Source organism: Bacteroides sp. 3_2_5, assembly GCF_000159855.2.
Taxonomy (GTDB): domain Bacteria; phylum Bacteroidota; class Bacteroidia; order Bacteroidales; family Bacteroidaceae; genus Bacteroides; species Bacteroides fragilis.
This window is the reverse complement of record NZ_JH636044.1, coordinates 788,170-803,536: the sequence shown is the minus strand read 5'-3', so window position 1 is coordinate 803,536 and position 15,367 is coordinate 788,170. Positions and strand designations below refer to the sequence as shown.

The 15,367-nt window shown below is 37.6% G+C and carries 6 protein-coding genes and 1 pseudogene; 1 reads left to right on the top strand and 6 read right to left on the bottom strand.

Annotated features, from left to right (window positions below; all coding sequences use genetic code 11):
• Positions 1-5 precede the first annotated feature (5 nt).
• The 6 genes and pseudogenes from BSHG_RS14465 to BSHG_RS14490 form a co-directional block, all read right to left on the bottom strand.
• Entirely contained in the window at positions 6-2,930 is a 2,925-nt protein-coding gene (locus BSHG_RS14465) for a SusC/RagA family TonB-linked outer membrane protein (protein ID WP_005813409.1), read from the bottom strand.
• Between the two features lie 540 nt (positions 2,931-3,470).
• The gene (locus tag BSHG_RS14470) at positions 3,471-4,970 is read right to left on the bottom strand and encodes a RagB/SusD family nutrient uptake outer membrane protein (protein ID WP_008658433.1); all 1,500 of its coding nucleotides are present in this window, start codon (positions 4,968-4,970) and stop codon (positions 3,471-3,473) included.
• 32 nt (positions 4,971-5,002) lie between these two features.
• Complete coding sequence (locus tag BSHG_RS14475; protein ID WP_005801480.1) at positions 5,003-7,822, bottom strand: SusC/RagA family TonB-linked outer membrane protein; 2,820 nt, start codon at positions 7,820-7,822, stop codon at positions 5,003-5,005.
• Positions 7,823-8,317: 495 nt separating this feature from the next.
• Positions 8,318-9,820 (bottom strand): RagB/SusD family nutrient uptake outer membrane protein, encoded by a 1,503-nt coding sequence (locus BSHG_RS14480; protein WP_008658429.1) that lies wholly within the window; start codon positions 9,818-9,820, stop codon positions 8,318-8,320.
• 21 nt (positions 9,821-9,841) lie between these two features.
• Positions 9,842-12,700 (bottom strand): annotated as a pseudogene (locus BSHG_RS14485) (SusC/RagA family TonB-linked outer membrane protein); the annotation flags it as partial.
• 596 nt (positions 12,701-13,296) lie between these two features.
• Positions 13,297-14,478: a Tsr0667 family tyrosine-type DNA invertase gene (locus BSHG_RS14490; protein WP_008658427.1), complete on the bottom strand. Its 1,182-nt coding sequence runs from the start codon at positions 14,476-14,478 to the stop codon at positions 13,297-13,299.
• 453 nt (positions 14,479-14,931) lie between these two features.
• On the opposite strand from BSHG_RS14490, the gene BSHG_RS14495 reads away from it, so the two are divergent.
• Positions 14,932-15,367: carboxypeptidase-like regulatory domain-containing protein (locus BSHG_RS14495; RefSeq protein WP_008658426.1), on the top strand; the 436-nt coding region annotated here is incomplete at its 3' end.

Sequence of the window (15,367 nt, the reverse complement as noted above, 5' to 3'; positions counted from 1 at the left end):
CCATATTAGAATGTCAGATTCACACCGATTGTATACGTACGTGCCTGAGGCAACGTATTCTTATCCGTACCACCTGACAAAGTCGCACTCTCTACGTTGGTTAGTGTCTCCGGATCCATACCGCTATAACCTGTAATCACGAACAGGTTCTGAGCCTGGACGTAAAGACGAAGTGCAGAGATTCCCACAGCTTTCGACCAGTTCTTTGTATTGAATGTATAGCCCAGTGACACATTCTTCAAACGTAAATAATCTCCTCTTTCCACTAAGTCGCTGATAGGCAATGCCGAACCATTAGAGTAATTATCACCGTATATCGGCATAGGATACTCTGCATGTGTGCGTTCCGGAGTCCAGTACTTCTTATATACATCTTTAGAGTTGTTCCAGTAACGCATATCGCTCACACTGGCTTTAGTTCCGTTATAAATCTTATTACCTCCCGAGAATTGGAAAAACAGAGAAAGGTCGAAACCTTTATACTTGAAGTTATTGGTCCAGCCACCGTACCAGGTAGGAAGTGTATTTCCACAATCAACAGGTTCAAATTCACCGGCATATTCTGTTCCATCTTCATAGAACCATCCCCCTTTTTCGAACATCAGTAAGGTTCTGTCACCTTCTGGAGTAATAAATACCCTACGCCCCGACTTGGGATCTACTCCGGCAGTTGGGTAGAGATACAGACGTCCGATAGATTTTCCCGGTACAGTGATATTCGTAATCTCTAAACCGCCATTATCCCCTTTCAGAATATTCTCTACACCGTCAGCCAGTGAGATCACCTTGTTCTTGTTAGTCGTAATGTTAAAGCTGGTTTCCCATGTAAACTGACTGTTTCTTATCACATCGGCCGAGACGGTCAGTTCAATACCGCTATTCTTCATCTTTCCGGCATTGGTAGTAATGATATTGCCCGGAATACCTTTGGACGGTGATTGAGGTACATCCAGAATCAAATCGGAAGACTTCGTATAATAGTAGTCAAAGTCCACACTGATTCTATCCAGCAATCGTGCATTGAAACCAATACTATATTTTTCCGAAGATTCCCATTTCAGGTTCGGATCGGCAATCTGAGCCAGGCCATAAGTACCGTTTATACCATAGTTGTAGCTTGAATAGAATGATTTCGAAGCATAATCGTAAATATCAGTGTTACCAACCACACCATAGCTTCCCTTTATCTTCAAGTCGTCGACTACATTACGCAGGGGTTTGAAGAACCCTTCCTCGGATACGCGCCATGCAGCGGAAACACCTCCGAAATTACCCCAACGATTCTTCTCACTCAAAGCGGAATAACCATCGCGACGGTAGTTAAGAGATACAATGTATTTAGAAGCATAATCATAGTTGATACGTCCGAAATAAGAGACCATGGTATTGTTGGACAAGCTACCACCGGCAGTTGCCGAACCAAAAGGACCTTGGAATACAACAAATTTATCATCCTGTAAATCTTTACGCTGTGCGGTCCAACGAGAGTTATTTCTTTCAGACGCTTCCGTACCGGCCAGCAAATTAAAGTTATTCTGTCCTAAAGAGAAATTATAAGTTGCCGTATTAGTCCAAGTCCATCTGTTGTTCTTGGTATTATAGGCATTTGCCAGACCTTTGCTATTTACTCCATCACCATGCAGCGGAGACCAGAAACGCTGTTCCTCAATACGTGCATAGTCCACACCATACTGAGTCTTCAATGACAGCCCCTTCAACGGAGTTGCTTCGGCATAAAATACTCCGATGAAACGGGTTACGTCAGAACTCAATCCATTGCCCAAAGACAAAATGGCAGCCGGATTAGAGAATGTACTGAATACCGTATTCCCTCCATAACCCAAACCTTGAGCCAGATAGTAGGGAGTACCATCTTCATTATACATCGGCAAGTTAGGCGCATTGATCAATGCCAGACGCGGAAATCCTCCTACCGCAAAGTTGGAACCTCTACGGGCAGCATCTACGTAAGATGTCGTTCCGGTTGTCACGTTGGTATTCATTCCAACCTTCAACCAGTCGGTTGCCTGCACGTTAATATTAGCCTTTACTCCCAAACGGTCATATTTATCACCTTTCACAATACCTTCTTGCGTTGTATAGTTACCGGACAGATAATACCGCACTTTATCCGATCCGCCACTTACAGCAACAGAGTGACTCTGTGACAATCCGTTTTGGAAGGCAGCATCTTTCCAGTCAGTATCTACATAGTTACCATTGGCATCTTTCATCATGTTAAACGCTTTGTTACCATAAGGAGAAACATAGCCGGTAGTCAGTGACAATTCATCTGTCCCATAACGGTTCTTTACGGCCAAATTCTTGAAGTCGACATATTCCTGTGCATTCATCATTTCATAGAAATCGGTTGCATTTGAGAAACCGACAAAACCATCATAGCTTACTTTGACTTTACCACTTTGCCCTTGCTTAGTGGTAATCAAGATAACTCCATTCGCAGCACGCGAACCATACAACGCAGCTGCCGCCGCATCCTTCAATACATCCATAGATACAATATCGGCCGGATTAATATCAGCCAGTGCGTTGGCATTAGCCAAATAAGAGAGATTACCTGATTCGATAGGAACTCCATCGACAACATACAGAGGAGAAGTACCGGAAGTAATCGAGTTCACACCACGTACCCGCACAATCGGGGCCTGCCCTACACCTGCTGACGGAGTGGTGATACTAACACCTGACGCACGTCCCTGAAGCATCTGATCAAAACTTACACTTGGCACATCTTTCAAAGCATCCGCTCTTACAGTAGATACAGATGCGGTCACCGTACGAGCACTTTGTGTTCCGTAAGCAACTACCACAACCTCGTCAAGTGCTTTTGAGTCTGTTTTTAATATTACTCTAATATTAGGTGCAATTGCTACCTCAGCGGTCTGCATACCAATATATGAAATCTGCAAAGTCTTTGCAGAACTGTAGTATGTGCTAACTATCTTATAATATGATTATTACAAATTCAGATTGAACTTAGTGTAGAAAGAAACTGTATTTAATAAATATCTTATTATCTGCATATTACAGATGATCTGTTTTTCTGAAAACCTCAATTAGTTGCACTTTATATATCTTATAAAAGTTACGTAATAATCTAATTATCAGAAGTAATAAGACCATTTATCCCATTTATTATTCTACTGTTTTTTCCCGCGGCAGCAAGTAACGACTAGCTTTATATAGATATTTTATTCCTTTCCCAATGGTAGAAATTTATGGTAGTATCACAATTACAGATAGTTTATGAGATAAGTATTTTTCAAAACACTTCCCATAGATATCTCAAAACAGATAATAACTTTCGATTGTAAAATGATTAATGACATCCTTGATTAATATACAACAAATATCATAATGGAACCTAATAAGAAATTCAATTCATGTGTAATAAAAAAGGCTGCTTCCTTTTTAGAAAGCAGCCTTTTGATTATGTTATTAAACCACAATTAATATCCGGGATTTTGTTGAGCTCTCAAATTAGGATTCACATTGGTTTCATCAACAGGTATCGGAAGTATAGCTCTGAAGTAGGTACGGTCAAAGCTTTGCGATTCTTTAATCAATGAATAATGATATCCCTTATCACCTTCATCTTTATAGCGAACGATTGTTTCATTATTGCGCAATGCATCAAAGTAACGTTGCCCTTCACCAATCATTTCTTTTCTCCTTTCAAGAATAATTCTTTCTACTGTAGCATCTGCTTCCGAAATGGCTTTGGCCTCCGGATTTGCTCTCTGAACAATTTCATTCAGATATTTGGCTGCTTTATCCTGATGCCCTCCAAGTTTAGCTGCCGCTTCTGCAGCACTCAGATAAACTTCCGAAAGACGAAGTAATGGCAGATTATTTAAACGCATTTCACCTACATCGTCTTTATCCGCCGGAAATTTATTAATGAAGATTTTCGCATCGCCATATTCTTCTTGAAGATCCTTATCATATTGAGCAGGCAGTACCATACCTATACGAACATCTTTAGGATCCTGACTCAACATATTCATAAAGCTCTTTGTCACTATTGCATCCGCATATCCGTTCTCATTCAGCAAATAAGCAATACCATTACGGTCAGTCCAGTCATCATTACTTGCATTTACAACTTCAAAAATCATTTCGTTTGTATGCGCTCCATTGCTTTTATACCATGCATTTACATATTCCTCGTTAGCCCAAAGCTTATATGGAGAATTGGTTATAATATCTTCAGCAACTTTGAGTGCATTCTCATTATCACCTTTAGTCAGATAAACCCTGGTAAGCAAGGCTTTTGCTGCCCATTCATTAATATATCCCGGAGTCTGATCTTTAGCAAGATAACCTGAGTTAATAGCATCAGTCAGGTCTGTGATAACTTGTGTATAAACTTCTGCCACTGTATTTCTGGAGGGCAAATCATTTCTTTCCAAAGGTTTCACGATAACCGGGACCCCCAAAGAAGCTCCGTTGTCAGCCGTATAAGGCATACCATAGATTCTTACCAAGTCAAAATGAACCAATGCCCTGACAACCAATGCTTCTGAATATATTTTACCGATTTGTGCTTCCGTTGCATCGGTTACCTTTTTTTCATTGATCGCTTCGATCAAACGGTTGGCACGACGGATTACATTATAAGGTATATTCCACATGTTAGGAGCGTCATCTACAGTGTAGAGCATCTCATAGCACGATGATGAACGCATACCTTGAGTTCTTGCCTGCATATCGTCAGCACGAACATCGCCGTAATAAAACATACGGGCACCATAATAGCTGGTAGCATTGGAGTTTCCCTGAATGCCATCATACATACCTGTACGTGCAGTCAGAGCGTCATTATAGTTAGTGATAGCATCTTCTGATGGAATCCCGTCGGCAGGTTTTCTATCCAGCCAATCATTCCCGCAGGAAGACAAACTTAAAATAGCAGCAACCAGTGTTATTGATTTATATATCTTTTTCATAAATTCTTTTTTCATAAATTGTTTCTACTTGATTAAAAACCGATTTCAAGACCAAATGTAACAGTCCGGAGAGCCGGAGTTTCGAATGTACACAATCCGTCAACAGGAACTTCCGGATCAACGTACAAGCTCTTTTTCTTCCAAGTCAACAGGTTGTTTCCTGAAACATAAGCTCTTAACTTACTTATACCGGCTTTAGACGACCAACTTTGAGGTAAAGTGAATCCCAAGGTCATATTCTTTACACGTAAATGATCGGTAGACATCAACCAGCGAGAAGAAGCTTTATTGGCATTACCGTATGCAAATTGCGGCAGTTTGGCATTATCACCTGTTTTCTGCCAAGTATCTTCCATTTTATAATAAGCCGGAACATTACCTAAATAATGATAGGTACCTCCATTAGATTGCAGCCAAGTGGCGTAATCATAAGCATGTCCACCCAGTGAATAAGTCAGGGTCAAGTTGAAATCAATAAATTTCCAACTAACATAATTGGTCAATCCGCCTTGTACTTTAGGTTCGATAGAACCAATGATTGTTTTATTAGCGGCAGCAGAATTTGTTGTTGTTTCACGACTGCCATCTTCACCATTTATATAATACAGTTCTTTACCTGTCTGAGGATCGACACCTGCATACTCATACGCATAGATTGAGTAATATGGTTGACCTACACGATGGATAGAAACTCCACTGATAATTTCCTGTTGTTCACCATCCAGTTTGGTCAGTTTATTCTTGTTGTGTCCTATGTTCAAAGAAGTAGTCCAAAGAAGGTCTTTGTTTTGAATGTTAGTGGACTTCAATTCCAATTCAAAACCACGGTTTCTCATTGAACCAACGTTAACGAGCATATTAGCAACACCCGAACTATTGATAACACCTACTGCTGCAGAAATCGGTTTATCCATTAACAAGTCTTTTGTTTCACGATTATACCACTCTGCAGAAACAGTCAATCTATTGAATAATGTAAGGTCAATACCAATGTTTGTAGCATAGTTCTTTTCCCATTTCAGACTGGGATTATAGAAACGTGCCTCTGACGAACCACCATTCCCATTATAATTATATCCAAACTCATATACCCCCATATATCCATAGTAGTCTTTGGGTTGTGTACCATTTACACCGTAAGAAGCACGTATTTTAGCATCAGTAATAACATTAGATAATGACTCCATAAATGCTTCTTGTGAAAGTCTCCACGAACCTGATACTGACCAGAAATTACCCCAACGGCTGTCTCTCGATAAACGTGAGCTACCATCACGACGGAAACTACCACTTACATAATATTTGCCGGCATAATCATAATTTAAACGTCCCAAGTAGGAGGTCATTCGATAACTGTTAATGTTACTGGCACCTCTAGAAACACCTGCATTCGTAATTTCCGGTAAGTAAGATGGATAAGTATTACCATTAGTATAGGTATAATCGTACTTATAATCTTCAGTTTCGAAACCTAACAATACATCGATATTGTGGTGTTCCGCAAATGTCTTGTTATAAGTTAGCTGAGTTTGAGTATTCAATTTGCTTCTGTTCATCATATAGCGCTGAAATACTCCTTTTGAAGAACGTCCATCATTAGAACGCGGATCCCACCACACACGATTATTTGTTTGGTTAAAATCATAACCTAAAGTTTCTTTAATATTCAAGTTATCCCAAATATTCCACGTTGCAGACAGTGTATTCAGGGTACGTACAATTGTACTGCGATCATAATTATATGTTGCAGTTTGAAGGGGATTGGCACCATTCAAAGCAGGGAAACTCGTGCTGAATGTACCGTCTTCGTTATATGGGAATGTAGAAGGAGAAGCTGTCATGGCCAGACACATGATAGGGCTTGAGAAACTTGTTCCTTCCGAGTTTACATTCTGAGTTGAATTCGTAAACATCGTACTTGCCTCGATTGTAACGCGATCCGCCTTATGGCTCATATTTGCACGTCCCGTAATACGCTCGTAACCGGACTGAAGTGTAATACCTTCCTGTTTGGTATATCCGAATGAAGTATAAAATTTAGTCCGCTCATTTCCTCCTTGGGCATTCACTTCATAATTCTGATGAGAACCATTTCTGAAAAGAACATCTTCCCAATCAGTATATCCACTCCAAGGTTTTGCAGCATATTTATCAATATTATTATCTGCATAGTTCACGGCATAAGTTTCATCCTTACCTGAATTTAGAGCATAGTTCTTTAAACCCATATACAAAATGTCACGTCTGTCTTCACCATTCAGAATAGGACGATAATCAATAGCCTTGTTAGAGAATCCCCAGTCAGCCCTTACATTGAGTTTTAATTTTCCTGAAGCCCCTTTTTTCGTAGTAATTACAATAACACCATTTGCAGCACGCGAACCGTAAAGCGAAGCAGCCGCTGCATCTTTAATTACTGTCATTGACTCGATATCATTACTGTTAATAGTAGACAGTAAGCTGTTACCAGACTGAGAGTAAGTAAATTCACTGGCGTCACCGGTCATTACAGGTACTCCGTCAATAACATACAACGGATCATTACCGGCATTGATTGATCCCATTCCACGGATACGCACAGATTCCACAGCACCCGGTTGTCCGGAAGTAGATGTAATCTGTACACCGGCAACCGAACCCGCAAGTTTATCCTGTACACTCAAAGAAGGAACGTCTTGAAGTTTTTCCGTTGTAATACTCGATGCTGCTCCCGTGAAAGATGACTTTTTAAAGTTACCATATCCTGTTACAACTACTTCGTCTAATACTTCAGTATCAGGCTTCAGCGTAATCTTCACAACAGGCTTAATTGCTACTTCAACAGTCTGCATACCAATATATGAAATCTGCAAAGTCTTTGCAGAACTGTAACACGATCTAACTTCTTTATAATGTGATTGTTATCAACGATAATTGAACTTGGTAGAAATATACAAATCTTGCGTTAGTATTCTGATAATCAATTAAATAATATAATCTAAAATTTTAAAAGACTTCATATGATACATTATATAGTACTCACAATACCTTGATAACAGTCTAAAGCTCAATGCTATAATGTTTGTTCATTTCAATAATAAATCTACCATTTTTATTCTTCAGATAATATCTCAATTTTACATGTATATATTTCTGATAAAATTTCTAATTGTAGAGAATTTTACCTTTCTTCAATTTTTGCACAAAATACATGTTGAATATTCTCTTAAATATCTTCTAATTTGAGAGGCTCTGTTCTTACTTTGTCCAGCATAATCATATAGATATAAATAATAAGACTACTATATCTGAAACTGGATATAGTAGTCTTATTATTAAATGGTAAATACAGATTATATTTCCCTTGATTAATATCCTGTATTCTGCTGATCTTTCATTGACGGATTTGCATCAATTTCATCTTGAGGAATTGGTAATAAAGTCTTGTAGAAATCACGATTAAAGCTACGTGCTTCCTCTTTCAATGCTTGTTGCCAGCCTTGGTCTTCTTTCGATGTATAACGAATAACGGTTTCATTATTACGCATTGCATCAAAAAAGCGATGTCCTTCACCTATTAATTCTTTCCTTCTCTCTAATAAAACTCTATCTACTGTAACGGTTGTACCCTTTACTGTTTTATTCGGATTAGCCCGTTTAACAATTGCATCCAAATATTCTACAGCTTTATCATTCTGATTCCCTAGCTTGGCAGCAGCCTCTGCTGCATTTAAATATACCTCAGACAAACGGACTAACGGAACATTATTATAACGTAAATCGCTCAGTCCATCTGCTGGATATTTGTTCAGAAATACAGTATTTGTCCCATATAATTTCTTGAAATCTTTAGTGGTTGGAGCTAAAAACACACCCAAACGTACGTCATCCGGATCTTCATTAAGTAGATCGAGAAATTTTTTAGTGGCAATTATGTCTGCATACCCATCTTCATTATATAAGTAAGCAATACCTTCACGATCTGTCCAGTCTGTGGAACCGGTGATAGCTATTTCAAAAAGCATCTCGTTAGAATGAACTCCACTTATTTTACTCCATGCACCCACATATTCTTCATTCTTCCAAAGTTTATAAGGAGAATTTTTAATGATATCTTCAGCAACATCCAATGATTTTTGATTATCACCTTGAGTTAAGTATACTCTTGATAATAAAGCCTTTGCTGCCCATAAATTAATATATCCCGGGGTAGAAGATTCTGATAGCGCCTTAGAATTTATAGCTTCATTCAAATCTTTAATCACTTGTGTGTAGACCTCAGAAACTGTATTTCTGATTAACTTACTATCTGAACCTAATACTGTGGTAACCAAAGGAATACCCAAAGAGTTGGGAGCATCAGGGGCTGTATATGTTTTACCGTATACACGTACCAAATCAAAATGAGCCATAGCCCGAGCAACTTTTGCTTCTGCTGCATATTGGGCAATAATATCCGCAGCCTCTTCTTTATCAGTCAGTTTTCCACTTTTTGCAGCTTCAATAATTCGGTTTGCGCGTCCAATCACAATATAAGGTGTTTGCCAGATACTGGGTGCATTATCAGCTGTTGAATAGGTCATATCATAACATAGCTGAGAACGGCTGCCGGACTTTTCCGTTTGCATATCTTCACCTCGTACCTCACCGTAATAAAACATACGGGCAGCATAATAGTCCTTAAAGTCGGATGTTCCTTTAATTATCTGATACATACCGGCGCGCACAGAAGAAAGGTCAGCACTTGTAGTGACAGCCTCATCTGCTTCGACTTGATCGCCTGGTTCTACATCCAACCAATTGTTTACACACGAAGATAGGCCGATGATTAAAGTAGCACCTATCAATGCTTTATATATTGTACTCTTCATACTTATTTTCTTTTTAGATTATTAAAAACCAATTTCGAGACCAAATGTATATGTTCTTAATGCAGGCATTTCGAAAGTACATAAACCATCTACCGGCATTTCGGGATCAACCAGCAAATCTTTTGATTTCCAAGTCAGCAGATTGTTAGCAGAGAAGTAAACCCTTGCTTTGGAGATACCCATCTTAGACAATAAGCCTTTGGGGGCAGAGAAACCCAATGACAGGTTTTTCAGACGGAGATAGTCAGTGGGCATCAACCAACGTGACGACAGTACACGTGAATTACCGTATTTAAATTTCGGTAATTTAGCATTGTCACCTTCCTGTTTCCACATATCTTCCAATTTATAGTATGAAGGAACTGCGCCATAAGACGTATAAGTACCGCCATTATCGTGTAGCCAAGTTGCATAATCTACTGCCTTCCCTCCTAATGAATAAGTCAGTGTCAGATTAAGGTCAATAAATTTCCATTTTACGAAATTGGTCAATCCTCCCTCTACTTTCGGATCATGATGCCCGACTATTACTTTCTGCGCTTCAAAAGTCAATGTTGTAGTCTCATTGGTTCCATCATTTTTATAATACATCTCATTACCGGTTTTCGGATCAACTCCTGCATATTCAAACATGTAGTAAGAATAATATGGTTCACCTACTCGATGTATTAATGCGCCATCAATCTCATCTGTCTGAATACCATCCAGTTTGACCAGCTTATTCTTATTATGTCCAATGTTAAAAGTAGTTGTCCAGATCAAGTCCTGAGTCTGCATATTTGTTGATGACAGACTAATTTCAACACCTTTATTCTCTAATGAACCTACATTCTGCAAAGTAGTAGGGGCGAAACTTATTGGATCATAATAGCCCGGAACATACGAAATCCGTTTATTCATTAACAAATCATTTGTTTTACGCGTATAATAATCCAAAGTAAGGCTTAAACGATCCCAAAAGGTTAAATCCAACCCAAGATTAAAAGCTTTATTCTTTTCCCATTTCAAATCAGGACTACCAATACCGATAACTCCCATACCTGACTGGCCGTTATAAATTTGTCCGGCTCTATACATATTGATCATATAACTATAAAAAGTACTTGGTTGTGTCCCATTTACGCCATATGACAAACGGAGTTTACCATCTGTTATTACATTTTTTATAGACTCTAAAAATGATTCTTGCATAAATCTCCAAGATCCGGATATTGACCAAAAATTTCCCCAACGATTATCCCTTGACAAACGAGAACTTCCATCACGGCGATAACTAACGCCTGCATAGTATGTATTATCAAAATTATAATTTACACGTCCTAAGAAAGAAGTTAAACGAGATTTATCACGGTTACTATTAGAAGATGTTTCTCCTGCATTTGCTATTTCATTTTTATAGCCAGGATACTGAGAACCATGAGTATATACCCACGAGTCTGTGAAGTCTTCAGTTTCAAAACCAAGTAAAGCATCTAAATTATGCTTTTGAGCAAATGTTTTAATATAAGTCAACTGGGTTTGGGTTGTCAATGTTTCCAATGTTCGGTTATAACGTTGGAATACGCCATTGGAGGAACGTCCGTCATTACTACGTGGATCCCACCATACAGACTCTATTGAGGAAGTATAATCAAAGGCTATTTTTTCACGTAGTTTCAACTCATCCCAAAGAGTAACAGTGGCTGCCAAAGTATTGAAAGAACGAGTAATTGCATTACGATCATAATTATATGTCCGAGTTTGCACAGGATTTGCACCATTCGTTAAAGGAAAATTAGAACTAAATGTTCCATCCTCATTATAAGGTACAGTGGAAGGTGATGCAGTCCAAAAAGCATTCATGATAGGACTGGCAAAAGAAGTACCTTCATTAGTCATATTTTGAAGAATACGTGAAAATAAAGTAGAAGCTTCCACTTTTACACGTCCTGTTTCGTGAGAAAGATTTGCATTACCTGTCATGCGCTCTAAGCCGGATCGTGCAGTGATTCCTTCTTGCTTTGCATAAGCCAAAGATGTATAGAATTTGGTTTTTTCTGTTCCTCCCTGGGCACTGATTTCGTAATTTTGGTGACTGCCATTCTTGAATAAGATCTCTTTCCAATTAGTCCAACCATTAACTGGTTTTGCAGCAAAAGCATCAATATCATCTTCCAAGGCAATTTCAGCCTGAGCTGCAGTCATGCCTTCTTCATCCATATAATAGTTTTTCAAACCAAACTTAATCAGTTCACGCCGATCATCTCCATTTAAGGTCGGACGGTAATTAACTGCTATATTGGAAAATCCCCAGTCGCTACGGAAGTTGAACTGAGTCTTTCCTGTAGCTCCCCTTTTAGTGGTGATCACAATAACGCCATTAGCAGCACGTGAACCATATAAAGACGCTGCAGCAGCGTCTTTGATAACTGTTATCGATTCTATATCGTTACTGTTTAAAGTTGCCAATACATTGGTACCGGTACTATTATATCCTTCCCCCGTATTCGGAGTATTAAAAGCACTGATATTCCCTGACTGTACTGGAGTACCATCAATCACATATAAAGGATCATTTCCTGCATTCATGGAGCCCATTCCACGAATACGTACAGATGTAGTAGCTCCCGGTGCTCCTGAAAATGAACTGATTTGTACTCCCGGAATAGAACCTGCAAGTTTATCCTCAATGGCCATAGTCGGTATATCTTGTAACTTTTCTGTAGCCATAGTAGATGCCGCACCCGTAAAAGTTGATTTTTTAAAAGTACCATATCCTGTTACTACTACTTCATCAAGGACTTCAGTGTCTGGTTTTAATATAATTTTCACAACAGGCCTAATTGCTACCTCAGCAGTCTGCATTCCGATGTACGAAATCTGCAAAGTCTTTGCAGAACTACAATTATATCATAACTTCTTTATTATAAGAGTTTTATAGCAATACCGAGAACTTTTACCTATAATACAATATTAATGATTATATATCTGAATATCAATCACATATTATAAGAGCGCTAGTAATAAAAATCAAATAATCCCTATATCGATCTCCCACTATTGTAAATGTAATCCGCTTATTGTGAATGAAATATAGATTAAAAAGTATACGACTGAAAAAAGAATGTTATACTTAATAGTTCCAAACGAAAAAGAAGTCATAAAGCAGTCTATTATTATTATCTCACATAAATGGCTTAGAGATGAAAAAAGATAATTACTAATTTGATATTTATATAAAAGACAGAGAATACAAACCTAAATTTCTCCATAATGGGATTAATAAGCTTATGTGTTTAATAAACAGCCAATTAAATCATTTACATTTTGCATGTAGGAAGTTAGTTTTAACATTGAGTTAAAACTAACTTCCTACATGCAAAGAATTAGTGATTTTCAATTAGAAAACAAGTTCTTTCTAGAAGCGATATTTGAGAACTGTGATTCGTGTTAACAATGTTAATAGTCAATACATTTACGTAAGGCTTAAATCTTTGTTACATATAAGATACTTTGTGATTATTTTTAGACTTTTCTAAGTCTCTTACAATAGTTATGTCCATTATATTAGTATAAACCTGTGTTGTTTTCACACTTTTATGTCCCAATAGCTTTTGTACAGTAGTAATATTGACTCCACTGTATATTAATAATGTGGCATTGGTATGGCGAGCGGTATGGAACGAAATACGTTTATTTAGCCCTGATAATTTTGCTATGATCAATAGTTCCTTATTCACATTTGAATTATCTCTAAGCTTAAAAAAATCGGCAAGATCATCTTGATATTTATTCAAGACTTCTATTCCTTTCCCCTCAAATAAAAGATAAAGCGGAAGACGTACTTCCGTGTTCGTTTTCACAGATTTATAAATAAGCCAAGTTTCTTGATGCATTTTCACTATGTTTTCAGGGGATAAGTTGGTGAAGTCAGAATATCGTAATCCCGCATAACAACAAAAGAGGAAAGCATCTTTGGTCTTTTCCAGTTTAGTGAACCGTCCCCCCAATTCCAGACTTTCAATCTTTCCTAATTCCTCCGGAGAGAGGTGAGTATGATTATTCTCAACACTCTTGATCTTATATTTCCGAAAGGCATATTTCTGTATTTCCATATATTCTTTATTTATGGCTACATTAATATGACGCTTTAGATGTTTCATGTGTTTCGCAATTGTGTTAGTATGATATCCTTTTTGCTGAAGATAGTGATCAAATGAGGATATAAATTCAAAAGTCAATTCAGAAAATGACACATCCTTCTTATAACTCCTTAATAATTCTAATGTTGAGAGATGATTGCGTTTTGTACTTTCCTTCAATGACGATTTTGCTATTTCGTTGCGGAAAAATGCAATAAATGAAGTACTGTCGTCTTGATTTTCCATAGAATTCTTTAATGAATCCAATGAAATCTGTTTCCCCTGTTGCCACAATCCCAACTCTTTCTTCTCTATTTCTGCCATAAACTCGTAAAGCATGTGATTGATAGCATCTGCATTAGGATGGTTCTTAACCATTCTCTTCTTAAAATCCCATTGATCGGGACTCAAGTAAACTTTGGTAGAGAAATATTTCTTTTTTCTGTTTAAATAGGCCTCAACCTGTACTAATGCCATACCCTTTTTATTCAGGCTCTTTTTCCTATTATACACCAAACTGTAAATAATTTTATCCATTTCCTTTATTTTTAATTAATACTATGGACAAATAAGACGTGCTTGGGTACTATATTAGAATTGAATAAGATTTAATATCTGCTAAAACCTGCTATTTTTTATATAGAAATAACTAATTCGACTTTTGAAAAAGTGGCTAATTTATATTTATAAAAACTTCCTTAACAGAAAAACAAGCATTATTTTAGCTCTTATTAAGGCTTAAACACACAAAAATATGCAAAAATATATATGAATAGTGCCTGCAACATGTTAGCAATATAAACTCCGTTTACGTTTTTTAAGGCGGAATTCTATGTTATTAGACATAAAATCGAGCTTTTAGATAACGATTTGTTATATTTGCAAGGTTTTTTTATAAAAATGATTGTCCGTTTCATATTTCTTAATATATTTGCATTTTGTTAGAGTAAAGAAACAATTAATGTAAAGTTAAACTTTAAGAGAGAATTTATGAAAAGAAAATTAATGCTGTTATTGACTTGCCTTTTTATGGGTATAGGTCTAGTAACTGCCCAAACTCAGAAGGTAACAGGTGTTGTTATTTCTGAAGAAGACGGGCAACCAGTTGTTGGAGCCTCTGTATTGGCTAAAGGCACCACTGTAGGTGTTATTACTGATGTAGATGGTAAATTTACATTATCTGGTATACCAAGTTCTGCAAAGACTTTGCAGATTTCATATATTGGTATGCAGACTGTTGAAGTAGCAATTAAGCCTGTTGTGAAGATTACGCTGAAGCCTGATACTGAAGTATTAGACGAAGTAGTTGTAACAGGATATGGTAACTTTAAAAAGTCATCTTTCACGGGAGCAGCATCGAGTATTACAACGGAAAAACTTCAAGACGTTCCTTCTTTGAGTGTACAGGATAAACTTGCGGGTTCGG

Coding starts and splice junctions, on each gene's coding strand:
- BSHG_RS14470 (WP_008658433.1), bottom strand. CDS start 4,970: ATGAAAAAGATATATAAATCAATAACACTGGTTGCTGCTATTTTAAGT.
- BSHG_RS14480 (WP_008658429.1), bottom strand. CDS start 9,820: ATGAAGAGTACAATATATAAAGCATTGATAGGTGCTACTTTAATCATC.
- BSHG_RS14490 (WP_008658427.1), bottom strand. CDS start 14,478: ATGGATAAAATTATTTACAGTTTGGTGTATAATAGGAAAAAGAGCCTG.